The 24,040-nt window shown below is 66.7% G+C and carries 26 protein-coding genes; 9 read left to right on the forward strand and 17 right to left on the reverse strand.

The window, feature by feature from the left end; all coding sequences use genetic code 11:
* Positions 1–788, forward strand: a 788-nt coding sequence (locus EAO80_RS08775; protein ID WP_122089545.1) for an isocitrate lyase/PEP mutase family protein, incomplete at its 5' end; no start/stop codon positions are given.
* 80 nt (positions 789–868) lie between these two features.
* Positions 869–1,819 carry a phytoene/squalene synthase family protein gene (locus tag EAO80_RS08780; RefSeq protein ID WP_122089546.1) on the forward strand — a complete coding sequence of 317 codons (951 nt, stop codon included), beginning with the start codon at positions 869–871 and terminating at the stop codon, positions 1,817–1,819.
* A 17-nt stretch (positions 1,820–1,836) separates the two neighbouring features.
* On the opposite strand, the gene cruF is transcribed toward EAO80_RS08780, so the two are convergent.
* Together cruF and EAO80_RS08790 are read right to left on the reverse strand one after the other, a co-directional pair.
* Positions 1,837–2,676, reverse strand: coding sequence for a bisanhydrobacterioruberin hydratase (cruF, locus tag EAO80_RS08785; protein WP_245998539.1), 840 nt, complete (start codon positions 2,674–2,676; stop codon positions 1,837–1,839).
* A gap of 76 nt (positions 2,677–2,752) precedes the next feature.
* Complete coding sequence (locus EAO80_RS08790; protein ID WP_245998540.1) at positions 2,753–3,694, reverse strand: hypothetical protein; 942 nt, start codon at positions 3,692–3,694, stop codon at positions 2,753–2,755.
* A 102-nt stretch (positions 3,695–3,796) separates the two neighbouring features.
* Here EAO80_RS08790 and EAO80_RS08795 point away from each other — a divergent pair, with 102 nt between their 5' ends.
* A complete protein-coding gene (locus tag EAO80_RS08795) occupies positions 3,797–5,266 on the forward strand; it encodes a sulfatase (protein WP_122089547.1) in 1,470 nt (489 codons plus the stop codon).
* Between the two features lie 4 nt (positions 5,267–5,270).
* Here EAO80_RS08795 and EAO80_RS08800 read toward each other — a convergent pair whose 3' ends face one another.
* The 3 genes from EAO80_RS08800 to ppc all read right to left on the reverse strand — a co-directional run bounded on the left by EAO80_RS08800 (position 5,271) and on the right by ppc (position 10,765).
* Positions 5,271–6,101: a prenyltransferase gene (locus EAO80_RS08800; protein WP_122089548.1), complete on the reverse strand. Its 831-nt coding sequence runs from the start codon at positions 6,099–6,101 to the stop codon at positions 5,271–5,273.
* Positions 6,098–7,579 carry a phytoene desaturase family protein gene (locus tag EAO80_RS08805; RefSeq protein WP_122089549.1) on the reverse strand — a complete coding sequence of 494 codons (1,482 nt, stop codon included), beginning with the start codon at positions 7,577–7,579 and terminating at the stop codon, positions 6,098–6,100. Before EAO80_RS08805 ends, EAO80_RS08800 begins: the two co-directional genes overlap by 4 nt.
* A gap of 477 nt (positions 7,580–8,056) precedes the next feature.
* A complete protein-coding gene (ppc, locus tag EAO80_RS08810) occupies positions 8,057–10,765 on the reverse strand; it encodes a phosphoenolpyruvate carboxylase (protein ID WP_122089550.1) in 2,709 nt (902 codons plus the stop codon).
* A gap of 249 nt (positions 10,766–11,014) precedes the next feature.
* On the opposite strand from ppc, the gene EAO80_RS08815 reads away from it, so the two are divergent.
* Positions 11,015–11,266 carry a hypothetical protein gene (locus EAO80_RS08815; RefSeq protein WP_122089551.1) on the forward strand — a complete coding sequence of 84 codons (252 nt, stop codon included), beginning with the start codon at positions 11,015–11,017 and terminating at the stop codon, positions 11,264–11,266.
* A 25-nt stretch (positions 11,267–11,291) separates the two neighbouring features.
* Here EAO80_RS08815 and EAO80_RS08820 read toward each other — a convergent pair whose 3' ends face one another.
* Positions 11,292–11,615 carry a transcription factor S gene (locus EAO80_RS08820; RefSeq protein WP_122089580.1) on the reverse strand — a complete coding sequence of 108 codons (324 nt, stop codon included), beginning with the start codon at positions 11,613–11,615 and terminating at the stop codon, positions 11,292–11,294.
* A 135-nt stretch (positions 11,616–11,750) separates the two neighbouring features.
* Here EAO80_RS08820 and EAO80_RS08825 point away from each other — a divergent pair, with 135 nt between their 5' ends.
* Positions 11,751–11,948 (forward strand): C2H2-type zinc finger protein, encoded by a 198-nt coding sequence (locus tag EAO80_RS08825; protein ID WP_122089552.1) that lies wholly within the window; start codon positions 11,751–11,753, stop codon positions 11,946–11,948.
* Positions 11,949–12,100: 152 nt separating this feature from the next.
* Here EAO80_RS08825 and EAO80_RS08830 read toward each other — a convergent pair whose 3' ends face one another.
* From EAO80_RS08830 to EAO80_RS20295, 4 genes are all read right to left on the reverse strand, one after another.
* Complete coding sequence (locus tag EAO80_RS08830; RefSeq protein ID WP_122089553.1) at positions 12,101–13,075, reverse strand: beta-ribofuranosylaminobenzene 5'-phosphate synthase family protein; 975 nt, start codon at positions 13,073–13,075, stop codon at positions 12,101–12,103.
* Between the two features lie 52 nt (positions 13,076–13,127).
* Entirely contained in the window at positions 13,128–13,586 is a 459-nt protein-coding gene (locus EAO80_RS08835; RefSeq protein ID WP_122089554.1) for a universal stress protein, read from the reverse strand.
* Positions 13,587–13,803: 217 nt separating this feature from the next.
* Positions 13,804–14,691, reverse strand: coding sequence for a dihydrodipicolinate synthase family protein (locus EAO80_RS08840; protein ID WP_122089555.1), 888 nt, complete (start codon positions 14,689–14,691; stop codon positions 13,804–13,806).
* A gap of 49 nt (positions 14,692–14,740) precedes the next feature.
* Entirely contained in the window at positions 14,741–14,920 is a 180-nt protein-coding gene (locus tag EAO80_RS20295; protein ID WP_245998541.1) for a hypothetical protein, read from the reverse strand.
* A 185-nt stretch (positions 14,921–15,105) separates the two neighbouring features.
* Here EAO80_RS20295 and ilvD point away from each other — a divergent pair, with 185 nt between their 5' ends.
* Positions 15,106–16,860 carry a dihydroxy-acid dehydratase gene (gene ilvD, locus EAO80_RS08850; protein ID WP_122089556.1) on the forward strand — a complete coding sequence of 585 codons (1,755 nt, stop codon included), beginning with the start codon at positions 15,106–15,108 and terminating at the stop codon, positions 16,858–16,860.
* A gap of 44 nt (positions 16,861–16,904) precedes the next feature.
* Positions 16,905–17,183, forward strand: coding sequence for a hypothetical protein (locus EAO80_RS08855; RefSeq protein WP_122089557.1), 279 nt, complete (start codon positions 16,905–16,907; stop codon positions 17,181–17,183).
* A gap of 37 nt (positions 17,184–17,220) precedes the next feature.
* On the opposite strand, the gene EAO80_RS19640 is transcribed toward EAO80_RS08855, so the two are convergent.
* A complete protein-coding gene (locus tag EAO80_RS19640) occupies positions 17,221–17,382 on the reverse strand; it encodes a hypothetical protein (protein ID WP_162993936.1) in 162 nt (53 codons plus the stop codon).
* Between the two features lie 163 nt (positions 17,383–17,545).
* Between EAO80_RS19640 and EAO80_RS08860 the strand changes: the two genes are divergently transcribed.
* Positions 17,546–19,594, forward strand: a complete 2,049-nt coding sequence (locus tag EAO80_RS08860; RefSeq protein ID WP_122089558.1) for a cation:proton antiporter — start codon at positions 17,546–17,548, stop codon at positions 19,592–19,594.
* Position 19,595: 1 nt separating this feature from the next.
* Here EAO80_RS08860 and EAO80_RS08865 read toward each other — a convergent pair whose 3' ends face one another.
* A complete protein-coding gene (locus EAO80_RS08865) occupies positions 19,596–19,889 on the reverse strand; it encodes a DUF7521 family protein (RefSeq protein ID WP_122089559.1) in 294 nt (97 codons plus the stop codon).
* Positions 19,889–20,266 carry a helix-turn-helix domain-containing protein gene (locus EAO80_RS08870; RefSeq protein ID WP_122089560.1) on the reverse strand — a complete coding sequence of 126 codons (378 nt, stop codon included), beginning with the start codon at positions 20,264–20,266 and terminating at the stop codon, positions 19,889–19,891. Before EAO80_RS08870 ends, EAO80_RS08865 begins: the two co-directional genes overlap by 1 nt.
* A gap of 256 nt (positions 20,267–20,522) precedes the next feature.
* Between EAO80_RS08870 and EAO80_RS19645 the strand changes: the two genes are divergently transcribed.
* Positions 20,523–20,666 (forward strand): hypothetical protein, encoded by a 144-nt coding sequence (locus tag EAO80_RS19645; protein WP_162993937.1) that lies wholly within the window; start codon positions 20,523–20,525, stop codon positions 20,664–20,666.
* On the opposite strand, the gene EAO80_RS08875 is transcribed toward EAO80_RS19645, so the two are convergent.
* From EAO80_RS08875 to EAO80_RS08890, 4 genes are read right to left on the reverse strand one after another with little or no spacing between them, the layout of a single operon-like run.
* Positions 20,661–21,554, reverse strand: a complete 894-nt coding sequence (locus EAO80_RS08875; RefSeq protein WP_122089561.1) for a M14 family metallopeptidase — start codon at positions 21,552–21,554, stop codon at positions 20,661–20,663. The genes EAO80_RS19645 and EAO80_RS08875 overlap by 6 nt on opposite strands.
* A gap of 51 nt (positions 21,555–21,605) precedes the next feature.
* The gene (locus EAO80_RS08880) at positions 21,606–22,583 is read right to left on the reverse strand and encodes a metal-dependent hydrolase (RefSeq protein WP_122089562.1); all 978 of its coding nucleotides are present in this window, start codon (positions 22,581–22,583) and stop codon (positions 21,606–21,608) included.
* 43 nt (positions 22,584–22,626) lie between these two features.
* A complete protein-coding gene (locus tag EAO80_RS08885; protein ID WP_122089563.1) occupies positions 22,627–23,280 on the reverse strand; it encodes a hypothetical protein in 654 nt (217 codons plus the stop codon).
* On the reverse strand, positions 23,277–23,870 hold the full coding sequence (locus EAO80_RS08890; RefSeq protein WP_122089564.1) for a hypothetical protein: 594 nt from the start codon (positions 23,868–23,870) through the stop codon (positions 23,277–23,279). Before EAO80_RS08890 ends, EAO80_RS08885 begins: the two co-directional genes overlap by 4 nt.
* Positions 23,871–24,040: the final 170 nt, after the last annotated feature.

A 24,040-nucleotide genomic window follows, 5' to 3' on the forward strand; every position in this document is an offset into this window, starting at 1 on the left:
TCCCGATCGTCGCCGACTGCGACACCGGCTACGGCGGCGTCCACAACGTCCGGCGCGCGGTCCGCGAGTACGAGAAGGCCGGCGTCGCGGCGATCCACATCGAGGACCAGACCACGCCCAAGCGCTGTGGGCACATCGCGGGCAAGGAGATCGTCTCGCGCGAGCAGGCCGAAGCGCGCTTCTCGGCGGCCGTCGACGCCAAGCAGTCGGAAGACACCGTGATCATCGCCCGCACCGACGCCTACGGCAGCTCCAACGGCGACTGGGAGGAACACCTCGAACGCGGGCGGCTCTACGCCGACTGCGGGGTCGACCTGGTCTGGCCCGAGATGCCCGACCCGAGCCGGGAGGACGCGGTCAACTACGCCGAGACGATCCACGAGACCCACCCCGATCTGGATCTCGCGTTCAACTACTCCTCCTCGTTCGCGTGGTCCGAGCAGGACGACCCGCTGACGTTCGAGGAGCTTGGTGATCTGGGCTACAAGTACATCTTCATCACGCTGTACGGGCTGCACTCGGGCGCCCACGCGGCCTATGAGGACTTCCAGAACATCGCCGAAAACGACGAACAGGCCCAGTTCGACCTGGAGGATCGCTACATCGGCCACCCGACCGAGTCCCACCACGAACTCTCGCAGGTGAGCCGCTATCAGGACGTCGAGACGACGTTCGACCCCGAGGCGCGCGCGCGTATCGAGGGATCCGAAGGGTTCGCCGAGGAACGAGACACCCTCCAGACCGCGGAGGAGGACGGGGAGAGCGCCGAAGCCGAGAGCGACGACTGATCGCGGGTCGGCTCGGCGGTATCCCGCACAAACAACTAATAATCGGGCCTCCCTAGCCGAGCACAGGGATCGAGCCCGAAATGGTAGAGAGAGATCACATCGCGCAGAGTAAGGCGATCCATCGACGGACCGGTCGGACCTTCTACTACGCGACCCGGCTGTTGCCGGGTCGCGTCCGGGAGGCGACGTACGTCCTGTATGCGTTCTTTCGCGTCGCCGACGAGGTCGTCGACGACACCGACGGGACACCCCCGGAAGAACAGCGCCGCCGACTCGACTCGCTGCGCGAGCAGGCGCTCGGACGGGCCGACCCTGAGGGGCCCGTTCTCGAGGCGTTCCAGGCGATCAGGGAGCGCCACGACATCATTGACGACGACATTGAGGCCTTCCTCGACGCGATGGAGACCGACATCGGGAAACGCCGGTACGAGACGTACGCGGAGTTAGAGGCGTACATGAACGGCTCCGCGGCGGCCGTCGGGCGGATGATGACCGCCGTGATGGACCCTGATAACCCCGAGGACGCCCTGCCGCACGCGACGGCACTCGGGGAGGCGTTCCAGCTGACGAACTTCGTCCGGGACGTCCGCGAGGACGTGATCGAGCGCGACCGGATCTACCTACCCCAATCGACGCTTCGGGAGTACGACGTCACGAACGACCAGATCGAGCGCTTCGAGATGGACGGGAACGTCGAGCGCGCGGTCCGAACCGAGCTCACGCGTGCGGAGTCGCTCTACCGCAAGGGGGTCACGGGCATCAAGTATCTCCCCGAGGACTGCCAGTTCCCCGTATTGCTCGCCGCGGTGCTGTACGCGGAGCACCACCGGCTGATCCGGGCCTGCGAGTACGACGTCCTGACGAACGAACCCGAACTGAGCACGGCCAAGAAACTCCGGCTCGTCGCCCGCGTGCGCTGGCACTGGCAGTGGAGCACGGACCCCGAGGCGGTCTTCTATCGGGCGAGTGCGGTACCGGGCCCGACGGTCCCGCGGACCGAGCGCCGACACGACAGTCTCCCCACCCGGTAGTCCGCACCCGGTGGCGCTCAGAGCACGTCGAAGTCGAACCAATCGCTCGTGAGGAGGACGCCCCCGAGCGACGCAGCGACGGCGACCGGAACCCAATTGCCGAAGTACGCGTTGATCAGCCCCCACAGGAGCAGGAAGCTCACTAGGTCATCTAGGAAGAACCCGCACGTCTCCAGTCGCGCCAGCACCGCCTCGTGATCGAACGAGACCTGCAGGATCGCGGTCGCGACCGAGCCGCTCAGCAGCCAGCCGGCGTAGTTGATGGCCGGCACGCCGTAGTACGCGCCGGGCGAATCCCACGCCCAGAAACCGAGCGCGACCGCGCCGGGATCGAGGAGCAGATCGAGCGTGAGTACGGTCCCGAGGGTGAGGACGAACCGGCGGCCGACGGTGGTCTCCCCCAAGAAGAGCGAGGCGAGCAGGTAGCTGTTCAGCAGGATGGGAAAGTAGAAGACGGGCAGGCCGAGCGGGACGAGCCCGGCGAGCATCGGTCCGAGTTCGATCCCGTAGGAGAACTCGCCGTAGGGCAGCCCAGTGAGGACGCCCGCGAGTTCGATCCCCCAGGTGAACAGCGCGAGCGCCGCGACCCCGCCGGTGGCCCGCCGGTCGAGCAGGGGAACGAGACCGGCGACCAGCGGCGAGACCATCACGAGGTTCGCGCCGATCAGCAGGTAGGGGTTCATCGCGAGTTCGGCGGGAAGGACACCCTGTCTGCCGGCGATCAGCATGACCACACCGACCACGGGGAAGGTGACGGCGATGGTGAAGCGGTTGTCCTCGACGATGCGTTCGAGCGTCGATTCGATCCGCCCGCGGGTCGGCCTCTCGACGGCGGCCTCACCCACGCGTCCGACCACCCGTCGTCATTACCGAGCGTTTGGACGGCGGGCACTTAGCCCCGTTCGTTTCCCGGTCGAACCCGCAAGGACTGTCTCAGAGATAGCCAAAGCTCTTGAGGCGCTCGCGCACGGTGTCGTCGTCGAGTCCCTCGTCCGTGACGGGTCTGTCGGCCCGGATCGGGCGACGCGTGGCCCCCTCCTCGATCAGCCACGGGACCCTGACCAGTCCCCGGGAGCGAAGCCCACGATCGTGGCCGAACCCTCGGACCGGAACCGGCCACATCCGGTCGCCGATGAGGTTACCGTGGTCGGCGGTGACGACGCTTCTACCCGTGATCTCGGTTCGGCACTCCGCGACGAACGGGAGTACGACCTCGAGGTTCTCCTCGTAGGCTCGCCGGACCGCCCCGACGGAGAGCTCCTCGTCGCCGTCGCGCAGGCGCTCCCAGACGTTCGCCCCCGAGAGCCCGTCGTCGGGCGCGCCGCTCGCGTGGCCCCGGTGGGGGAGCGTGCGGCCGAACTCGCCGATGAAGGGGTAGTGGGGCTGCATGTAGTGGACGAGCAGGCGCTTTTCGGGGAACCGATCGGCGGCCTCGATCGCCGCCGCGGTCACCTCGCGGGGGTGGACCGTCTGGAGGTCGCCGTCCCAGGCATCGAGCAGCGATACCGTCGCGTGGAAGGTGTCCTCGGGCAGCATCGGAGCGAACGGGTTGGCCGTCACGTAGACCGTATCGTGATACCGCTCGCCGGAAAACGTCTCGGAGAGGAACTCCTCGCTGTGGCTCGCGACCGACTGGCGCGATTCGAGCGTACCCGAAAGCGTGGTTTGCCCCGCGAACGTGTCGTACCGACAGCCGTCGAGGATCACGAGCAGGTCCCAGTCCTCGGCCATGACGTCGGTTGCGCGCCGGCGCGGGAGGCGCGCGTGGATCGCCCGGTTGAGGTCGATCCCTCGACGGCGACACTCGTACCGGAGAAGCGTCGGATCGCGGATCGCCTTTCGAACGTGCCGGAGGGAGTATCTCGAGAGGGGCATGTGGAGCGGATTCGACTCACGTTCGACGCCCGGACCGATATAGGTTGCCGGTCCCGCCTCACCTCCGCTCGATTCATTACGACGCGGCCAATACCGATCGGCATGCCACCCAACGTGCTCCTCGTCGTGCTGGACAGCGTCCGCGCGAGAAACACGAGCCTTCACGGCTACGGGCGGGAAACGACGCCGTTTCTGGAGTCGTTCGCCGCGGAATCGACGATGTATACCGCCGCGCGCGCACCGGGAATGACCAGCCTGCCGAGCCACACGAGCGTCTTCACCGGGCTCGCGGTCGAGGAACACGGCGCCCACGACTCGATCCTGCACGGGATCGAGCCCGGCGTCACCGTCTGGGAGCGACTGTGTGAGGAGCGTGAGTACCGGACGGGAGTGTTCTCGTACAACACCAACCTCGTCAGCGAGGGATCGCTTCGTGAGGCCTTCGAACACGTCGAACGGGGCAGCGACGGCCCGTTCGCCGACGGTCGTGACGTCAAGCAGTTCCACGAGGCGACAGACGACGCCTACGTCGGCGACCCGCGCCAGTATCCGGCCTACCTCCGGTTCTGCCTGGAGAGCGACCGGCCGGCACATTCCCTCGCGAACGGGGCGGTCACCAAGCTTCAGCGTCGGTTCACCTCTCCGCGGCTCGACCGGCTTCGCGACCCGGCGGCCGGCGAGTACGTCGACGCGCTGCTCGAGTGGACCGAAAACGACGGGCCGTGGGCCGCGTGTTTGAACCTGATGGACGCCCACCACCCGTACTGTCCGAAACCGGAGCACGACCTGTGGGGCGGGACGGAGCTCCAGCGAAGACAGAGCGAGCTCTCACCTCACCCGTGGATGGTCCACGGCGACCGGGTTTCGACCGACGAGTGGGCCTCCTTCGAGGACCTCTACGACGGGGCGATCCGGCAGGCCGACGCCGCCGTCGGCAGGCTCGTCCGAGCGCTGAAACGCCGCGGGGAGTTCGAGGAGACGCTGGTGGTCGTCACGAGCGACCACGGCGAGGGATTCGGCGAACCCAGTCGCGTCCGGCCCGGCGTGCGGACCGTCGGACACGTCGCCGGGCTCCACGAGCACCTGCTTCACGTCCCGCTGCTCGTCTCGTACCCCGGACAGACCGACGGCGGAGTCGTCGAGGAGTTGGCGACGCTGGCGCGGTTCCCGTCCGTCGTCGAGGCGGCCCTCGAGGACTCCTGGCGGGGCGACGAGTTCGTCCCCGAGGGCCCGGTCGTCGCCTCGGGGTCGAACGTCGAGGACAAGCTGAAAAACACCGAACGGGCCGCGCGCTTCTGTGGCGACACCGAGCGGTTTGCCGACGTCGTCAGGGCCGTCTACCGGCGCGAGGACGGGGAGACGTACAAGTACGTGACGTGGGGCGACGACGAGGCGACGGTCCACGTCGAGGACGTCCGGACGAGCGAGCGCGTCGAACACGGCGATCCAGCGGGGGAAGTCGAGCGGGCGTTCGGGGCGCTCTTGGACGCGGGGATCGTCGTCGACCGCGGGGAGGGCCACGAGGTGAGCGCGTCGACCCGCCAGCACCTCGCGGAACTCGGATACGTATAGGCGGCTACGGGGAAACCAACAGCCACAGCCCGCCCACCGTGAACAGCGCACCGACGACCGTGTTGAGCGCGGGGAACCACCAGTAGGCTCTCGACACGTCGAGGTCGGTGAGCGCGACCGCGAGGGTGAAAACCGGATAGACGAGGAAGAGCGCGCCCAGCCGCGCGTCGAACGCGCCGAAACAGAGCGCCGCGAGCGTCCAGCACGCCACGCAGTAGGCGTAGGTGCGTGACTCGCCAAGCAGGGTCGCCGTCGTTTCGATTCCCGCCGCGCGGTCGGGCTCGATGTCGGGAATCGCGCTGAAGGTGTGCATCCCCATCGTCCAGAGCCAGCCGCCGGCGATGGCGAGGACGGGTGGCTGGCTTCCGGCGAGCGCGACGTACGCGGCCGCGCCCGGCGTGAAGTACAGCCCGTTCGAGACGGAATCGAGCAGGGGCGTCGTCTTGAACCGCGCGGGCGGGGCGCTGTAGGCCGCCCCGAGGAGCAAGAACGCGGCGAGCCACGGCCACGCGCCGGCGGGAAGCAGCGGGAAGAAGGTAAGCGGGACGACCGCACAGACGGTGACGGCGATCGGGACGGCTCGCTGGCCCTCGAAGCGCGCCTCGCGATCCTCCTTTTTCGGGTTTTCCCGATCGATCTCGCGGTCGTAGACGTCGTTGATCCCGTAGAGAAACACGTTCGCGGGCACGAGGAAGTAAACGAACAGCGCGAGGAGGGACGCCGAGAGCAGCTCCTCGGGCCTGTCCGCCCCGAAGACCGCTCCCACCAGGACGGGGCCGGCCAGATAGAGCCAGAAGCGGGGCCGGGAGAGTGCCAGCAGGTAGCGGACGGTCACTGGTTCGGGTAGTCCTCCGCGACGGCCTCGGCGGTGAGCTGGCCGCTGATCAGACACATCGGGACGCCGATCCCGGGCGTGGTGTACGATCCGGTGAAGTAGAGCCCGTCGACCTCCTTCGAGCGATGCGGCGGGCGGAACACGGCGGTCTGTTCCAAGGTGTGGGCGAGCCCCAGTGCCGTGCCCCGCATGCTGTTGTACCGATCGGCGAAATCGTCGATCGTGAACGTCTCCTCGAAGACGATCCGGTCTCGGAGGTCAACGCCGGTGTTCTCCGCGATGTCGTCGAGAACGAGGTTTCGATAGCTCTCGCGGATCACGGGCCGGTCGTCCAGACCCGGTGCGACGGGCACGAGCGCGAAGAGGTTCGAGTGTCCCTCGGGAGCGACCGAGTCGTCGGTCTTCGAGGGGACACAGAGGTAGTAGGCGGGATCGTCGGGCCATTCCGGCTCGTCGAAGATCTCTTCGAAGTGTTCCTCCCAGTCGGTCGGAAGGACGAGCGTGTGATGAGCCAGCTCCGCTACGTCGCCCTCGACACCGAGATAGAGCAGGAACGCGGAGGGCGCGTAGGTTCGGGACTCCCAGTACTCCTCGCTATACCCGCGCTTTTCCGGCGGCAGGAGGTCGAGTTCGGTGTGGGCGTAGTCGGCGTCCGAAACGACGAGGTCCGGGAGGAAAGTGTCGCGCGCTTCGACCTTGAACCCGCCCGCCCGCCCTTCGATCGCCTCGACCGGCTGGTCGGTGTAATAGGTGACCCCCAACTCCGTGCCGAGTTCGCTGATCCCGTCGACGACGCCGCCGAGCCCGCCTTCGGGGTAGTGGACGCCGAGGTTGAAGTCGACGTGACTCATCAGGTTGTAGAGCGCGGGCGTGTTGTTGGGCGAGCCCCCCAGAAAGACGAGGGTGTACTGCATGATCTGCTGGAGCTTCGGGTGCTCGAAGTAGTCCTCGACGTGATCCTGCATCGAGCCGATCAGCGAGAGCCCGCGGGCGTTCTTCGCCACGTTCCAGTCGGCCCAATCCCTGAATCGAGGTCGGTCCTCGTAGACGAAATGCTCCATGCCGACCTCGTAGTTCAGTTCGCTCGTTTCGAGGTATCGCTCCAGGGCCTCGCCCGCACCCGATTCGTAGCTCTCGAAGACCTTCTTTGTTTCCTCGATGTCCGGCGAGACGTCGACCTCGTCCCCGTCCTTGAAGAAGATCCGATAATGGGGATCGAGCTGTTCGGTGGCGTAGTACTCATCGACCTCGCGCCCGAAATCGGCAAAGAAGCGCTCGAAGACGTCGGGCATCAGGTACCACGACGGCCCCATGTCGAAGCGAAAGCCCTCAGCTTCGAGCCGTGAGGCGCGCCCGCCGAGCTGTTCGTTCTTCTCGACGACCTGCACGTCGGCACCGGCGTCAGCCAGGTAGCACGCGGTCGAGAGCCCGCCAAACCCGCTTCCGATCACGACGACCGACTGCTCCGACAACTCCATGTCGGTACTCGGGACGACGACGGTATAAATCCGGGTGACCCAACCCAGCGGACCGCCCGAGGGTACTCCAGTGGGCGAGGGAATCGTCCACGATAGCCGGTTCGTTGAACGGCCGTCCGTCGAACCGAACGGTGACCGTCCCGACTCCACAACCGAAAGCGAGTGAAACGATGTACGGTAAAGACATGACAAATAGTCATAAGTATTATATATCTGTGAGGTGTATGAATGATTGCTGACATCGTGTCAGTGTCGAGGTGGTGCCGGGTTGCCCGGCTCGGCACTACCCGTGTCTCTGATACCGCCGTCGGACGATCGCCGACGGCGCCACATTTCCATTCAGTAAGCGGCCGGTTTTCGTACCGGCGAGCGGGAAGGGGTGTTGAACGGCTAACAGTCAAGATCCGAACGGCGGATCGGTACACACGACAACGTTCGACGGGTAAGAGCCGTGGATCGACGGCTCGGACGGACGTACTAGCCCGTGTTCTTCATCCCGGCCGCGATCCCTTTGACCGTGAGCCGCAGCGTTCGCTCCTCGGCGTCGGTACGGTGCGTCTGACCCAATAGATGTGTCTGCAGCAGGTTCAGCGGGTCGACGTAGGGGTTGCGGCGTTTGAGACTCTCTTCGAGCCAGTCGCGCCGGACCAGCGCGTCGCGACCCGCGATCTCGGTCACGAGGTCGGCGGCGCGCTCGTACTCGTCGATGAGCCGCGGGAAGAACGTTTCACGCAGCGAGGACTCGGCGAGGCCGGCGTACTCGGCGGCGATCTCGGGCTCGGTGCGCGCGAGCGCCAGCGCGGCGTTATCGAGCGTCGTCCTGAAGAATGGCCACTCGGCGTACATCTCCCGGAGGGTTTCGACGTCGCCACCGGAATCGAGGTAGGCGTCGATGCCCGAGGCGAGCGCGTACCACCCGGGGATGATGCAGCGCGACTGAGTCCAAGAGAACACCCACGGGATCGCCCGGAGGTCCTCGACGGATCGCTCCCCGCTTCTGGAAGCCGGCCTGGATCCGAGGTTGAGCTCCTCGATCACGGTGATGGGCGTGGCCTGCTCGAAGTAGCTGACGAACCCGTCGCTTTCGAGGAGGTCACGGTACTCCTCGCGGGCGGCGTCGGCCATCGTCCCCATCGCCTCGCTCCACTCCTCGGGGACCTCCTCTTCGGGCTCCTCGAGGGCGCGCTTTCGTGCCAGGACTTGCGCGTTGACCATCTGCTCGATGTTGCGCTCGGCGATCCGGGGATTGGCGTACTTCTCGGCGATCGACTCGCCCTGCTCGGTGAACTTCACCTGTCCCGAAACCGATTCGTTTGGCAGCGCAAGCAGCGCCCGGTTCATCGGGCCGCCACCCCGTGAGATCGACCCGCCGCGGCCGTGAAAGAGCCGCATCGTGACGTCGAAGTCGTCGGTGATCTCGGCGAGGCGGCGCTGGTTGTTGTACAGCGACCAGTTGGCGGCCAGAAAGCCGTTCTCCTTGTTCGAATCCGAGTAGCCGAGCATGATCTCCTGGGTGTCGCCCCGCGCGGCCAGCGCCCGGCTGTAGGCCTCGTTTTCGAACAGGGTACCCATGATCCGCCGGGCGCCCGACAGCGCGTACTCGGTCTCGAGCAGGGGGACGATGTCGATCCCCGAGTGGTCGGGCAGGGCGATGACGCCGGCCTGCTCGGCGAGGAAGAGCACTTCCAGCACGTGGCTCGGCTCCTCGGTCATCGAGATGGCGTAGGTATCGATCGCGTCGTCGCCGTACTCGGTCTGCCAGTCGGAAAGCCGGGCGAACAGCTCCAGTACCGTCCGGGCGGTCTCCGAGAGGTCGGCCTCCTCGTCACGATAGAGCGTCTCGGGGTCGATCACCGACTCGTCCTGGAGGACGGCCTCGGTGAGCGTCTCGACGCGTTCGTCCTCCGAGAGCGCACGGTAGTCGATCTCCTCGAGGGCGAGGGCCTCGGCGACGGCCTCGGTGTGGTTCGCCTGGTGGTCGCGCAGGTCGAGGCTCGCAAGCGAGAAGCCGAAGGTGTCGACCTGCCGTCGGAGGGGATCGACGTGGGCGGAGACGACGCTGTCCGCGCCGTTTCGTCGGGCACTTTCCGCGAGCACGTCCAGGTCGGCACGGAACCCGGCGACGTCCTCGTAGCCGCCGGGGCGGACGTCGTCGATCCGGTTGAGCCGCTCACGCATCAGCTTGAGCTTCTGACGGTAGGGCTCGCGGGGATAGCGGTCCTCGGTACCCCGGGCGACCTCGGGCAGGCGCTCGCGGTCGGCCGACAGCGACTTCTCGAACTCGGGGCCGACGTCGATCCGGCCCCCGTCCTGGCTCAGAACGCCCGAGAGTCGCTTGAGCGCGTCGCGGTAGCGCTCGAGGACGACCGTCCGCTGGCGTTCCAAGGTCTCGGCGGTCACTTCGGGGGTAACGTAGGGGTTGCCGTCCCGGTCGGAGCCGGCCCACGAGCGGAACTCGAAGAGTTTGGGCACGTCGATGTCGTGGCCGGCCTCCTCGAGTGCCTCCTCGAACTCGTCGTAGACCTCGCCGACGACGTCGAACAGCGTGTTTTCGAGGTACCACTGGACGTTGATCGCCTCGTCGGTCGGTTCGGGCCGGCGGTTCCTGACCTGTGGGGTCTGCCAGAGGCTGACGACCTCGCTTTCGATGTTCCGCTTGACGTGGTCGTGTTCCTTGTCGGTCAGTGCACGTTCGTCGAGGGTCTCGAGGTCGACCGCGACGCTCCGGAGCTTGGATTTGACCGTCTTCCGACGGGCTTCGGTCGGGTGGGCCGTGAAGGTCGGTTCGATCAACACGTCCTCGAGGACGCGCTTTGCCGTCCGCTCGTCGACGTCGGAAAGCGCCTCCGCGGCGACATCGAGGCTGTCGTCGAGCGCGCGCTCCTGGGATGCCTGGCGAATCGCGCGGACCCGCTCGCGCTCCTCGGCGAGGTTGATCAGCTCGAAGTAGGTGGTAAAGCCCCGTGCGACGATGCTTTCGCGGTCGGGTCGGAGCCGGTCGAGGATCTGGTGGACTCCCTGTCTCGATGCGGCCTCGCCGCCGCGGTAGGCGATCGAGGCGGTTCTGAGCGTTTCGACGGTTTCGAAGTCGTTCCGGGAGGCCTGCGCGCGGATCGTATCGCCCACGAGCGCGCCCAGCTCCCGAACGTCCTGATTGACGGTTCGATTGTGCAACTCGTCGTCCATGCGTGACCCCAACACGGCCCACGTCTAAAACCTCCTGTTATCCGCGAAGATTGTCTCGATAGAGAGTAAATGATGACAGTCCCGAGACGGCACCGTCCGAACGCGATTCGAGTCCCTGATTTCGATCTGACAGTGATCGATGTCGTTGAGACACGTACGTGATCTGCAGAGCGTTTCAGACCTGAATCAGAACAGATATGCATTTCAGTTATCAACGTGCCTATCTTATTTGCGGTCCAATGTTCACGTATGCCCACGTATGCGCTCACGCCGATCGAGGATCTGGGCATCGAGATCGACCGGAACGATCCCGAGATCGCGATCCTCGTCGGGAAACCGGGAATGGAGTCCTTCTTCGAGGGGGGTGGTGAAACGACGTACGTCTGTGCGGACTGCGGAACGACGATCGCGGCAAACGTCGAGCGGGGCGCGATCGGGAACATGGGGTTCGAGTGTCTCGGCTGTGGGACCCTGCTGTATCTGCCGGTCTACGACGACTGAGACGGTCGGACCTCGCTTGGTCGGTTCAGTTGTACTCGCGCCAGCGATAGCCACACTCCTTGCACTTGAAGAACCTCGTCGGCGGCTCGTCGGCCGCACCGGTCTGCTTGATCGTGTACCACGCCTCGCCGTGACCACACTCCTCGCAGGTCACGTCCTTCGCCGTGGGTTTGCCCTCGAACTCCGCGCCCTCTTCGGTTTCGATCAGTTCGTCGCCGCTCTGGGCCTCCGTCGAGACGAACTCGGATTCGGCCTCGCGGTCCCGCACGACCGTCTCGTCACACGACCCGCAGGTCCAGTGATCGCCCTCGGCTTTCATCATCGAACCGCACTCGGGACAGAACTGCATGGGGCGACCGTAATGGACGAACCCACTTGAACCTCGCTTCCCGACCGCACCGAACGGCCGTATCGCCGTTTCGATTGTCAGTTCGACATCATACACAAGCTTCATTATTAACCGGTAATAATGGGAGTATATCCCATGGGAGATGAACACACTAAAGGCGACGAGATAGACCAGGGCGACGATCTGGGAGAGCCGAGGGAGGCCGAGGAGGTGGAGGAGGACGACGAGTTTCGCTGTACGATCTGCGACGAGACGTTCGACAGTCAACAGGACCTAGAGGAGCACGGCGAGGAGGAACACGAAGGGGACGAAGACTACAGCAAGCAGCCCTGAAGAGCGCGATTCACGGCCGCTCGACGGGGAGATCTCGTATCCGGAACCGGTCGATGACGACGAGCGCTTGGATCTCGGTTCCCTCGTGGGCTGAAGCACTGTTTTCCGGACGGATGTCGCTGTGTCACGTCCCTCGATTTCGAGACGTCGGGTTAGCCCGTGTGGTCGACCGACGCACCGGTGTTTCGCCCGCTCGCCACGAGAACCGATCCGTCGACGTCCGCCGCCGCGAGCGCATTCCGTCCCGATTTTCGGGCCCTATCGGCCCGCTCCCGGTCGGTGATCCCGTAGACGACGGGACCCCACGAGGACTGCCCGGCCCCCTCGATCGCCCGGCAGGCCTCGAGTTCGCGGACGATATCGCCGACCGGCGGGCGGTATACCCCACCCTGTGCATCTGCGTACCACGCACCGTTGAGTCGGCCGATCTCGGCGATACCCGCCCCGAACGTTGCGAGATCACCCTCGACGAGCGCCGGCAAGACCCGACGGGCACTGATAGCCGTGATCTCGTCGGCGATCCCCGGGCTCGCACGCTCGACGACCGCGCGCATGTCGTCGTCCTCCTGTTCGCCGCTTTTCCCGGGTTCGACGTCGGGGATTACGAGGAGGAAGCGCCATCCATCGGGGATCGGGTGGCGCGCGATCACAGGTGGGACGCGCCAGGAACCGTCTTCGGGGCGCTCGGCGGTGAATCGGGTCGTCGGATGACCGCCGTCGCAGACGAACCCACCCTCCCGGAAGGTCGCGATCCCGACGCCGCTTCGCCCGCCCCGCCCGAGTCGCGGGGCTCGCTCTTCGAGTCGCGGCTCGCGGCCGTACGCGCGGGCGATCCCCGAGAGCACGGCGAGCGAGAACTGCGTGCCGCTGCCCAGACCCGCGTGGCGCGGCAACGTCTCGCGGACCGAGACGCGCGCACCCGGCACGTCGAGGACCTCGACTGCCCGGCGCGCGTAGCGCTCGGCGTCGGGGTGGCCCGTCCGAACTCCCTCGGCGCGCTCGCAGTCGACGACCAGCCGCGGCGTTTCCAGAGCTAACCCCAAACTGCCGTAGAGGCGTTCGTGGGCGAGCGAGAGGTTCCGGAAGCCGAAGTGAAGTCGGCCGGCGGTCGTGACCCGAACTGCCATCGTCTCCCGTTGGCGGTTCCGAGGAATGGGCGTTTCGGCGGTGGCAAGCGAGCTACTCGTCGGGCCTGACGAGCATCACCGGCGTCGTGGCGTGGCGCGCGACCTTGCCCGCGACGTCGCCGAGCAGGAACTTCCCGACCGCGCTGCGCCCGCGTGCGCCCATCACGATCAGATCCATCGATTCCTCGCGCGCGTAATCGGTGATCACCTCGGCCGGGTCGCCGCTTCTGACGACGCCCTCGGCGTCCAATCCCGCCTCCCGGGCGCGCTCGACGACCACGTCGGTGAGTTCGCTGCCCGCCTCCTCGCGGCGCTGCTCCATCTCCTGGCGCTCGGGGGCATCATGTGAGAGTTCGTTGATCGCCTGTGACATGCGTCCCGTGCTCCGATCGTCGAGCACGGAGAGCGCGTGGACGGTGCTTCCGAACTGCCGGGCGATCTCGATGGAGTGGTCGACCGCCCGGTCGGCCTGCTCGCTTCCGTCGACCGGAACGAGAATCGTCTCGTACATACCAGCTACATCGACCATGCCCTACATAATTGCTGGGGCGATGGAGTGACGGGACGGTCGCCCGCGGCCAAACGCGTGAGTCGAGGCGCTACCGGCCCAGGTATCATATGAAATACATTATCTGGCCCCTTCGAGACCGTCTCGGCGGTGAACGTCGTCATGTCGGTCACGGGGACCACGGTCGCTTCCCTCGAACTGTTCGCGCTGACCTAACCGATCAGATCTCGAGCGCGCGGTCGACCGCCTCGCCGATCTCCGCTTTCGCGTCCTCGTCGAGTTCAACCAGCGGCGGTTTCACTTCCTCGGAGGGGATCACATCGCGGTGGACCAGCGCCGTCTTCGTCGCCGGGGCGAAGCCGTACTCCACGCAGAGCTCGAACAGCGGCGCGATCGCCTCGGACTGGAGTTCGGCTCCCCGCTCGTCGTCTGCGGTGTCGAGCAGTTCGGCGAAGACCTCGGGGATCACGTTGCCGAGCGCGTGGACGCCGCCGTTCGACCCCATCCGCAGCGCGGGCACCAGCAGGGTGTCGAACCCCTGCATCAACACGAACTCCTCGTGGGTCTGGCGGTCCACCGAGAGGAAATAGGACAGATCGCCGCTGGTGTCCTTCATGCCCCGGATCGAGTCGTGTTCTGCGAGCGCACCCACCGTTTCGGCGTCGATGGCGTCGCCGACGTACATCGGGATATTATAGAGGAACAGCGGCAGGGCGCTCTCGTCGGCGACCGCCTCGAAGAACCGTTGGGTGCCCTCGCGGTCGTTCGCGGTGTGGAAGTACGGCCCGACGATCGCGGCTGCGTCCGCGCCCGCGGCCTCGGCTTCCTCGATGCGCGCGAGCGTCTCGGGCACGCTCGTGCCGGCCGCGCCGGCGATCACGGGTGCGTCGCCCGAGGCCTCGACGACGGTGCTGATCACCTGACTGCGCTGTTCGGGCGCGAGACTCGCGAACTCGCCGGTGGTGCCACAGGGAAACAGCCCGTCGACGCCGCCGTCGAGAATGAACTCCGTGAGCGAGGTGAGCGCCTCCTCGTCGACCTCGCCGTCGGCAAGTGGAGTGACGATCGGGCACAGGACGCCGGTGAACGAACTGTCGAGCGTTGGCATACGTTCGGGTCCGAGGACCACGATAAAAGAACTTGCCGTCCCGGTAAGCTCACCGAACCGGCGAGGGCGTTTCCCCGTCGAAATCGAGCGGTTCGAGTTCGCCGACGGAGGCGTCCTCCCGCCCCTCCAGTACGTGTCCGACGGGTTCGGAAACCGGTAGCTCGTCGGGAACGGCGATGGGGACGCACGCCCGAGTGGGCTCGGCGCTGGTGACGATGTCGACGTACATGTCCACGAATTCGAGATCCGCGACGAGCCCCTGATGGACGAAATCCGCGTGACCGAGTCCGAGCCCGTTACCGTGGGAAGCGGGCGTGATCGAGCGCGCGTAGACCCGGGTGATGCTCGGAGAGTCGGTCGCCGGAAACGCCCGCCACCGGCAGCTATTAATCCCTCCGAATCCGCCGATTGAATATGAGTAACACGCCGCAACAGGAGCGACGTCGAGAGACGGGGGAAAAGCGCGAGGACCTACCGAGCCGCGAGGTGACCGAGGGGCCCGAGCGCGCGCCCCACCGCGCGATGTTCCGCGCGATGGGCTACGACGACCGAGACCTCTCCTCGCCGATGGTCGGGGTCGCCAACCCGGCGGCGGACATCACGCCATGTAACGTCCACCTCGACGACGTGGCAGAGGCCGCGATCGAGGGCGTCGACGACGCCGAGGGGATGCCCATCGAGTTCGGAACCATCACCATCTCCGATGCCATCTCGATGGGCCACGAGGGGATGAAGGCCTCGCTGATCAGCCGGGAGGTCATCGCCGATTCGGTCGAGCTCGTGGCGTTCGGCGAGAAGATGGACGCGCTGGTGACGGTCGCGGGCTGCGATAAGAACCTGCCCGGGATGATGATGGCCGCGATCCGCACGGACCTCCCATCGGTGTTCCTCTACGGCGGCTCGATCATGCCCGGCGAGCACGACGGGCGGGAGATAACGGTCCAAAACGTCTTCGAGGGCGTCGGCGCCGTGAGCTCCGGCGAGATGAGCGAGGACGAGCTGGTGGAGATGGAACACGAGGCCTGTCCCGGCGCTGGCTCGTGTGGCGGGATGTTCACCGCCAATACGATGGCTTCGATCTCCGAGGCGGTCGGGCTCGCGCCGCTCGGATCCGCGAGTGCGCCGGCCGAGACCGACGAGCGATACGAGATCTCCCGCCGGGCGGGGGAACTCGCGCTCGAATGCGTCGAGGAGGACCGCACCCCCTCGACGATTCTCTCGAAGGAGAGCTTCGAGAACGCCATCGCCGTCCAAGTCGCGATGGGCGGCTCGACCAACGCCGTGCTCCACCTGCTGGCGATGGCCGCCGAGGCCGGTATCGACCTCGACATCGAGGAATTCGACGAGATCTCCAGGAGAACGCCCAAGATCGCGAACCTCCAGCCCGGCGGCACCCGCGTCATGAAGGACCTCTGGGAGCAGGGCGGCGTTCCCGTCGTGATGCGCCGGCTGCTCGAGGCGGGCTACGTCCACGGCGACGCGATGACCGTCACCGGGCGCACGATCGCCGAGGAGATCGACCATCTCGAAGAAGCGGGCGAGATCCCCGCCGACGGCGAGGTCGACGCCGACTTCATCTACACCACGGAGGAGCCCTACCAGGACGAGGGCGCGATCAAGATCTTGACCGGCAATCTCGCCCCGGAGGGCGCGGTACTGAAGGTGACCGGCGACGACGCCTTCCACCACGAGGGGCCCGCGAGGGTGTTCGAGAACGAGGAAGAAGCGATGAAATACGTACAAGAGGGCCACATCTCCTCGGGCGACGTGCTCGTCATCAGAAACGAGGGTCCGCGTGGCGGACCGGGCATGCGCGAGATGCTCGGAGTCACCGCCGCCGTGGTCGGTCAGGGTCACGAGGACGACGTGGCGCTCCTCACTGACGGTCGGTTCTCGGGTGCGACCCGCGGCCCGATGATCGGCCACGTCGCCCCCGAAGCCGCCGACGGCGGCCCCATCGGGCTGATCGAGGAGGGCGATACGATCACTGTCGACATCCCCGAGCGAACACTGTCCGTGGACCTGAGCGACGGTGAACTCGCGGATCGCCGCGAGGGCTGGGAGCGCGCGGAGCCCCAGTACACGACCGGCGTACTCGCCAAATACGGCGCGGCCTTCGGCTCGGCGGCCAACGGCGCGGTGACGAACCCCGGCGCGAAGCGCGAGTAAACGACGGCCAAAATAGTTCTGTCACACGTATATTCATATTCGATATGAATGGAACGGGTCGGTTCCGTCTCTCGCAGGTGGTCGGTGGCGTCAGTTTGACGGCGCTTGCGGTGGTGGGGTTCCGACTGGCCGACCTCGACACGGTGATGGCGTTCGTGATGGTCGGATTACTCGTTGGTGGTGTGGGGTTGGTGCTCGAAAACGGCTACTACGCGCTGAACCCGGCTGCCGACGGATTCGAGCCGGGACCAGTCATGTACTACGGTTCGTTCGTCAGTAGCGGGGTCGTCCTCCTCACAGTGGTTTTGGCTGCCGTACTCTGAGATCCATCAAGCCGACACGGCGGTCCAGAACCGAGGATCACCGGTTCACGACGACGAGCCCGACCAGCGCGACCCCAACCAGCGGAATCCCGATCCCCGAGAGGCCGGTGCCGTAGGCGAAGTCGGCGACCGTGTGGACGACGCCGACGAACCCGAGCGCGAGGAGGAGGAGGCTGGCGACGAGCGATCGTTTGTCCATGTCGGTAGGGAGGACGGACGGGTCATGAACCCGTCGCCGACCATCGAACCGACCGGCCGCTTTTATGCGGCTGGCCGAACTCAGTGGGGGTATCCCCGATGGAGGCGATGGACGACGGACGGGCGACGGCCGGTGAGCGACGAGCGACGCACGAGCCCGTGCGATGAACGCGCATTCGGCCTTCGAACTCCCGGTGTCCGACCCGGTCCTCGTCTTCGCGCTGGCGATGATCGTCTTCCTCGTCGCGCCGCTTTGCTTCCAACGCTATCGCCTGCCCGGGATCGTCGGAGTCATCCTCGTCGGGGCGCTCATCGGCCCGAACGCACTCGGGATCCTCGATCGCGGCGAGACGATCGTCCTGCTGGGGGAGGTCGGGCTGATCTATCTCATGTTCGTCGCGGGCCTCGAGATCGACCTGAACCAGTTCTTCGAGAACGCCGATCGGAGCGTCGTCTTCGGCCTGCTCTCGTTTCTGGTTCCGCAGGCCGTCGGGACGGTTGCGGGCGTGTTCGTCCTCGGCCTCTCGATCCCGGCGGCGTCGCTGTTCGCCTCGATTTTCGCCTCCCACACCCTGCTCGCCTACCCGGTGGCAAACCGGCTGGGAATCGTCACCGACGAGGCGATGACCGTGACCATCGGCGGGACGATCCTCACCGATACGCTCGCCCTGCTCGTGCTCGCGGTGGTCGTGGCCGGGGCACAGGGGACGCTCGACGCGGCGTTCTGGGTACGACTCGTTCTCGGACTCGCGCTGTTTTTCGCTGGAATCTGGGTCCTCGTCCCTCGCCTGGGCGCGTGGTTCTTCCGCACGGTCGACGAGGAGAGCTACTTCGAGTTCCTCTTCGTCATGAGTATCCTGTTCGTCTGCGCGTACGCGGCCGAGGTCGTGGGGATCGAGCCCATCGTCGGGGCCTTTCTGGCGGGATTGGTCCTCAACCGACTGATCCCCGACCACGGTGCGCTGATGAACCGCATCGAGTTCGTCGGCAACGCGCTGTTCATCCCCTTCTTCCTGCTCTCGGTCGGGATGCTCGTCGACGTCCGCGCGATCGCCGCGGGTCCCCGTACACTCCTGATCGCAGGCGTCCTCGTCGTGAGCGTACTGGTCACGAAGTACCTCGCGGCGTGGCTGACCGGCCGTCTCTACGGCTACAGCGACGTGCAGGTCGAAGGGATGTTCGGCCTCTCGCTGGGGCAGGCCGCCGCCGCGCTGGCGATCGTCCTGATCGGCTTCGAGGTGGGAATCGACGGCTTCGATCGGGAGATGGTCAACGCCGTCGTCCTGATGATCCTCGCGGCCAGCGTGATCAGCCCCGCCGTCGTCGAGCGGGCCGGAAAGCGGATCGCACTCGTCGCCGATCGGGACGTCGCCGACGCGGCGAGTCACCAGCGGGTGTTGGTTCCCCTCTCGCCGAAAACGGAACACCGCGAGGAGCTGGTCGACCTCGCGCTCTCGATTCGCGAACCGCGTTCCCGCGAGCCGATTAGGGCGTTGACGGTGATCGAGCCCGGCGAGGACGCCGATCTACGGGTCGCTCGGGCCGAGTCGGTGCTCGACGAGGTCGTCGAGTACGCCGCCGGAGCCGAGGCGGCCGTCGACACCCGGACCCGGCTCAACTACAACGTCGCGTCGGGGATCGTCAACGCGGGCGTCGAAAACCGGATCACGACGTTCGTCATCGGCTGGGACGGCGCCCGCTCGCGACGCCAGCGGGTGGTCGGCGACGTGATCGACCAGGTGCTCGGGCGGACCACGCAGCTCGTCCTCGTCTCGCGGATTCGCGGCCCGCTCAACGCGACCCGCGAGGTCGTCGTGCTGCTCCCACCGGAGATCGACCACAACGTCGGGTTCGATGGGGCGCTCGGCGCGATCGGAGCGCTGACGGACGGCGCCGGCGCGCGCGTCCGTGCGGTGGCGGTCGGCTGGGACGCCGCCGAGGCGAGGCGGGCGTTCGAGTCGGTCGGGTCGTCCGTCGGCGCGGGGTTCGAGGACGTCGCGGACTGGAAGGCGCTGCTCGAACTGCTTCGCGACGACGTCTCGGCCGATGATCTGGTGGTCTGTATGAGCGCGCGACGGGGGACGGTCGGCTGGCACCCCCAGCTACAGACGCTACCGAAAAGCATCTCGACGCTCGTCGACGGCGACTTCGTCGTGGTCTACCCGGCGAGCGCAGAGCGCGCCGACGACCGGCAGTTCCTCCGGCTGCGATGAGTCACTCGACGAGCAGCGAGTAGGCGATCAACGAGAAGCCGGCAAGCACGAACAGCCCCTCGACGAGCACGCCCAGCCCGAGCCAGACGTCGAGGATCTCGAAGGCGAAACCGGCCAGCGCGCTCCCAAGGGTCACGAGCGCGAAGCCTGCCGCGAGGAACCCGAGCGATCGACTCCGCGTGCGCCGAGAGGCCCTGTACGCGAAGTAGGTGACCGCCCCGCCCGCGACGACCGTCAGCGTCTTGACGACCACCAGGGCGATCGTCACCCACTCGGGGGCCGATTCGTGGACCATCAGAGTCCCTCCTTGACCTCCGACCAGAGCGACGCGAGGCGCTCGTCGGCGGTTCGCGCGGGTCGGGTGATCGTCAGTTCGAACCGACGGTCCTCGTCGATCGAGAGCAACACCTCCTCGAAGGCGAGGCGATACCGGCTGGTGTGTCTGCCGTCGGCCCGGATCTCGATCGACTCCTCCAGCAGCGTCGCCTCGGTCATCGTATCCAGTTTGCGATAGGTCGTCGACAACGGAACGTCGCAGGCCTCGCTCAGTTCGCTCGCGGTCATCGCGCTCTCGACTGTTTCGGCGATCTCCCGGCAGTCGTCGTCACAGAGCGCTTCGAGAACCGTCGTCAGTTCGGGTTCGGTCCCCTCGGCGAACGGATCCCTGACCATTCGGATGACCGTTTACGACGGACCGATATAACAGGTGTGTCTCGGCGGACGTCGGGTCGGCAGGCCACGCCACGTATAAGCATCCGGCGGCCGAACGCGCGGCTATGTCCGTCGAGGGATTTTTGAGCGGGTTCGACGCGCGCGACTGGGAGGACGGGCGACCCGAAGGGACGGTCCGCCTCGCGATGGTCGGGATGGCTGGTGGACGACCGAGCAGGCGATCCCCGCGACCGAGGGAAGCGACTACTGCGAGACGATGCTCAAGGAGGTCGATTACTTCGCGTACTGTCTGCTGACCGGCGCCGATCCGGTGCCCGGTGGCGAGCACGGGGCGGTAGACATCCGGGCGATCGAGGGCGTCTACGAGGCCGCCGAGTCGGGCGATCGCATCGAGCTATAGCGACTGGAAGGATTCGCCCGCAAGCGGGCTTTCGACTTCGAGGCCGTTTTCGGCGAGCAGCCGGACCGCCAGCCGGTCGTGGAGGAACGCCTGCTGGTCGAGGTCGAGACCCTTGTAGGTGACCTCGGTGATCCACCCCGTCGTCCCGAGGTCCGCTCCCGCTTTCATCACGGCCATCAGCCGCTCCTCGTTGCTCTGTTCGATCTCCGACCCGCTGACCGTTCCCGACTGGAAGGCGTACTCCGGGTTCTCCTCGAGGAACGCCGTCATCACCTCCTCGTTCATGTACTCGGCCGCGGTCGCCGCGTCCCTGGTCGCGCCCTCGACCGAGGACGGGAAGATCATCTGGCCGACTGCACCGTCATCGACGCCGATGATCCCCCGGGAGGTGTGCATGTCGATCAGGCAGTCGGGCTCGTACTCAGTTATTTCGTCCCAGAGCCCGCGGGCGATCCCCGTCGTCGGTGCCTCGCCGACCGGGAACTGCCGGTTCAGGTCGCCATCCGGGCCGTGGCGGGTTTCCTCGTCGACGGCCGGCTTGTTCGCCTCGGGGATCACGACCAGTCGCCCGCCGGCGAGGTCGTACTCGGTGACGGTTCGGGCACCCTCGACCCCGCCGGTCTCGTTGCCGTGGACGCCCCCGAGGACCATACCCGTGGGGCCGTCACCCGCGCGCAGGACGTGGACGCTCGTCTCGTACGCCGTTCCTTCCATCATCGCGTGTGTCTCCCGTTCGGTTTCGGGCGGGTCGTCGGACCCGTTCGTCGTGTCGTCGGGTTCGTTCGTGGAGTCGTTTCCACCCCCTCCGATACAGCCGGCGACGGTCGCCGCGAGGGCACCACCGGCGGTTCGGAGGACGGTCCGACGGGAGAAGCGGGGCACAGTCATCAACCGACTGGTAGGTCCCACCGGGGATAAACGTCCTGAGATGGAGTCCGCTCACAGCAGCGCGTAGCCGATACCGAACGAGAGTGCGGCGACCGTGATCGTCGCGAGCGCGGTGAGAACCGGCGTCAGAACCCCCTCCGCTGACGGACGGGGGCGGCCGAGGCCGAGTGCCGACCGGCCCGAGCCCGGTCTGTACGCGCGGCGCACGAGGGGTGCGGGGCCGACGATGCCGACCCCGAGGACGCCGACGACGAACCGGTAGGCCGAGTCGACGGTCGGCGCCGGAAGCGCGAGCACGGCGCCCACGTAGACGATTCCGAGGGTCGCGCGCCACTGGACGTGCTCGCGGACTGAACAGTCGGCCAGCCGACAGTAGACGAGGACGGCCAACCAGATCGTCGCCAGTTCGAGGCCGAACGTTCCGAGCAGGTGGAGCGTCGGGTCCGTGCTCAGGAGGACGCGACCGTCGAGAAACCGGACGTCGAACGGGTAGAGAAACAGCGGCGGCTCGCCGGTGAAGAGGTCACCGAACGGGTGGCTCAACAGCCCGACCAGCGCCGCCGCGCCGATCGATCGGGGGCCGAACCCGCCGCTACGGACGGCCGCGGTCGCGACCGCGAGCCCGGCGAGGACGAACGCTGCCATCACGGCGAGCCCGAGCGGTCCGCTCGAAATCCCGGTGAGGACGACCCCGACCAACACCGCAAGTCCCGCGAGCCGCCACGACCCGAACCGGGACGGAGCCGAGATACCGCGCGCCCAGAGCGCGACCCCGACGGCGCTCGCAAGCCCGACCGGAAGCGAGTGGGTGAGCACGCGGTGGACGAGCGTGCTCGCGCTCCAGAAGCCGGAAACGGCGCCGGACTCGCCGACCAGTCCCGATAGCGCGTACAGCATGTCGACGTCGGGGATCGTCGCGAACGCCCCGCCGAGGAGGCCGAGAACGAGCGCGCGCTCGCGGTCGTGCCCAAGGCGGTGTGCGCCGCCGGCGACCAGGGCGAACGCCAGCATCGCGTGCCCGACGAACATACCGTCCCAACGACGCCCGCAACGATAAGCGATTCGCGACGGTTCAGCGCGTCTCGAAGTGAGCCGCGATCGAGTCGACGAGGTCGTTGAGGTGAGAGGTGCCCCAGATCGCGACGACGATCGCGCCGATCGTGTTGAACACGAGATCGAGCATCGTGTCCTCGAGACCGTACTGTGTCAGAACCGAGCCGAACCCGAGCGCCGGGCCGATCGACCCGAGGGCGAACTCGATGACCTCCCAGAAGACGCCAAAGGCGAGCACGAACAGGAGGATGAACACGAACATGAACCGCGGGGGGAGGTGAACGTCCTCGGTGTGGAGGTCGACCGCCCGGGCGGCGGCGTAGCCGACGGCGGCGACGACCGAGGCGGACAGCCCATGCGTGAGGTGATCCCACCACCAGACCGTTCGATACAGGTTGAGTGGGCTTCCGGGCAGACCCACGGTGCCGAGGGCGTGAAGGAACACGGCGGCGGTGATCCAGAGGATCAGCCCGGCGTCCATCGTGATCCCGTACTCGCGTTTGAGCAGTGGCGGGAGCTGCGTCACCACGAGCGCCACGCCCGTGTTGACGAGAACGCCCGTCGCGCCGCGCTCCAACCCGATGAAGAACATCCCGACGAGCGATAGTTCCATGAGCCACGCGAGGTAGCGCTGGTGTGCCGACGAGAGTCCGAGTCGGTCCCGGAGGTTCACGGGGTCTCACCGCCCGTGACCCGCGAGAGAACGCGCGAGCGCCGCCGGAAGTACAGCTCGAAGACGATCCCGGCGACGAACCCGGCGGCCGTCGAGGCGACGAACTCCCACATGAGTGCCTCCTCGCTCCCGAGAAACCCCGTCGCGAGATACAGGTCGGCGATCCAGCGAACCACGGCCCACGCACCGGCCGTCGCCATCGTGGCGATGACGACGAACGCGACGGCGAAACTCGGGGACATCCTAACGGACGTGAACGCGTGGATCTCGACTGCGACCAGCAGCGCGATGGCCGCCACTGAGAGGTAGGTCGCGAACTCGCTGACCTCGCCGCGACCGAACGCCCGGCCGATCAGGGGAATCGAGGCGAGCGCGAGCACCTCCCACGGGGGCGTCGTTCGTACGCTCCGGAAGGCGACCGCGGGCAGCACCGCCAGCGTCCCGACGAACCCCGCAAAGCAGGCCCACAGCAGATCACCGTCGAACAGGCTCCCCAAGGCGACCGCGAGGACGAACCCGATGAGCCCCCACGCTGCGAGCGCGTTCCCGGATGCGGTTCCGACGAAACCGTCGAGTACCGTTCGATCCATTTGATGGACTTGGTAGCGTTACTCGGCCGTCGACGTATATGCCTCGCGTTCCCCGTGTGCCGGGTCCGGGTAGGGCGACCGATGAAGGCTACCGGCCATCGGTGGGTCGAAACGGACGGGACTGCTCGGTATGGAAAGGCAGTCGACGACCGGTTCGACGGCTCGCAGAA

Source organism: Halalkalicoccus subterraneus, assembly GCF_003697815.1.
Classification (GTDB): domain Archaea; phylum Halobacteriota; class Halobacteria; order Halobacteriales; family Halalkalicoccaceae; genus Halalkalicoccus; species Halalkalicoccus subterraneus.

Coding starts and splice junctions, on each gene's coding strand:
- EAO80_RS08780 (WP_122089546.1), top strand. CDS start 869: ATGGTAGAGAGAGATCACATCGCGCAGAGTAAGGCGATCCATCGACGG.
- EAO80_RS08790 (WP_245998540.1), bottom strand. CDS start 3,694: ATGCCCCTCTCGAGATACTCCCTCCGGCACGTTCGAAAGGCGATCCGC.
- EAO80_RS08795 (WP_122089547.1), top strand. CDS start 3,797: ATGCCACCCAACGTGCTCCTCGTCGTGCTGGACAGCGTCCGCGCGAGA.
- EAO80_RS08805 (WP_122089549.1), bottom strand. CDS start 7,579: ATGGAGTTGTCGGAGCAGTCGGTCGTCGTGATCGGAAGCGGGTTTGGC.
- ppc (WP_122089550.1), bottom strand. CDS start 10,765: ATGGACGACGAGTTGCACAATCGAACCGTCAATCAGGACGTTCGGGAG.
- EAO80_RS08815 (WP_122089551.1), top strand. CDS start 11,015: ATGCCCACGTATGCGCTCACGCCGATCGAGGATCTGGGCATCGAGATC.
- EAO80_RS08820 (WP_122089580.1), bottom strand. CDS start 11,615: ATGCAGTTCTGTCCCGAGTGCGGTTCGATGATGAAAGCCGAGGGCGAT.
- EAO80_RS08825 (WP_122089552.1), top strand. CDS start 11,751: ATGGGAGATGAACACACTAAAGGCGACGAGATAGACCAGGGCGACGAT.
- EAO80_RS08830 (WP_122089553.1), bottom strand. CDS start 13,075: ATGGCAGTTCGGGTCACGACCGCCGGCCGACTTCACTTCGGCTTCCGG.
- EAO80_RS08835 (WP_122089554.1), bottom strand. CDS start 13,586: ATGTACGAGACGATTCTCGTTCCGGTCGACGGAAGCGAGCAGGCCGAC.
- EAO80_RS08840 (WP_122089555.1), bottom strand. CDS start 14,691: ATGCCAACGCTCGACAGTTCGTTCACCGGCGTCCTGTGCCCGATCGTC.
- EAO80_RS20295 (WP_245998541.1), bottom strand. CDS start 14,920: ATGTACGTCGACATCGTCACCAGCGCCGAGCCCACTCGGGCGTGCGTC.
- ilvD (WP_122089556.1), top strand. CDS start 15,106: ATGAGTAACACGCCGCAACAGGAGCGACGTCGAGAGACGGGGGAAAAG.
- EAO80_RS08855 (WP_122089557.1), top strand. CDS start 16,905: ATGAATGGAACGGGTCGGTTCCGTCTCTCGCAGGTGGTCGGTGGCGTC.
- EAO80_RS19640 (WP_162993936.1), bottom strand. CDS start 17,382: ATGGACAAACGATCGCTCGTCGCCAGCCTCCTCCTCCTCGCGCTCGGG.
- EAO80_RS08860 (WP_122089558.1), top strand. CDS start 17,546: ATGAACGCGCATTCGGCCTTCGAACTCCCGGTGTCCGACCCGGTCCTC.
- EAO80_RS08865 (WP_122089559.1), bottom strand. CDS start 19,889: ATGGTCCACGAATCGGCCCCCGAGTGGGTGACGATCGCCCTGGTGGTC.
- EAO80_RS08870 (WP_122089560.1), bottom strand. CDS start 20,266: ATGGTCAGGGATCCGTTCGCCGAGGGGACCGAACCCGAACTGACGACG.
- EAO80_RS19645 (WP_162993937.1), top strand. CDS start 20,523: ATGCTCAAGGAGGTCGATTACTTCGCGTACTGTCTGCTGACCGGCGCC.
- EAO80_RS08875 (WP_122089561.1), bottom strand. CDS start 21,554: ATGACTGTGCCCCGCTTCTCCCGTCGGACCGTCCTCCGAACCGCCGGT.
- EAO80_RS08880 (WP_122089562.1), bottom strand. CDS start 22,583: ATGTTCGTCGGGCACGCGATGCTGGCGTTCGCCCTGGTCGCCGGCGGC.
- EAO80_RS08890 (WP_122089564.1), bottom strand. CDS start 23,870: ATGGATCGAACGGTACTCGACGGTTTCGTCGGAACCGCATCCGGGAAC.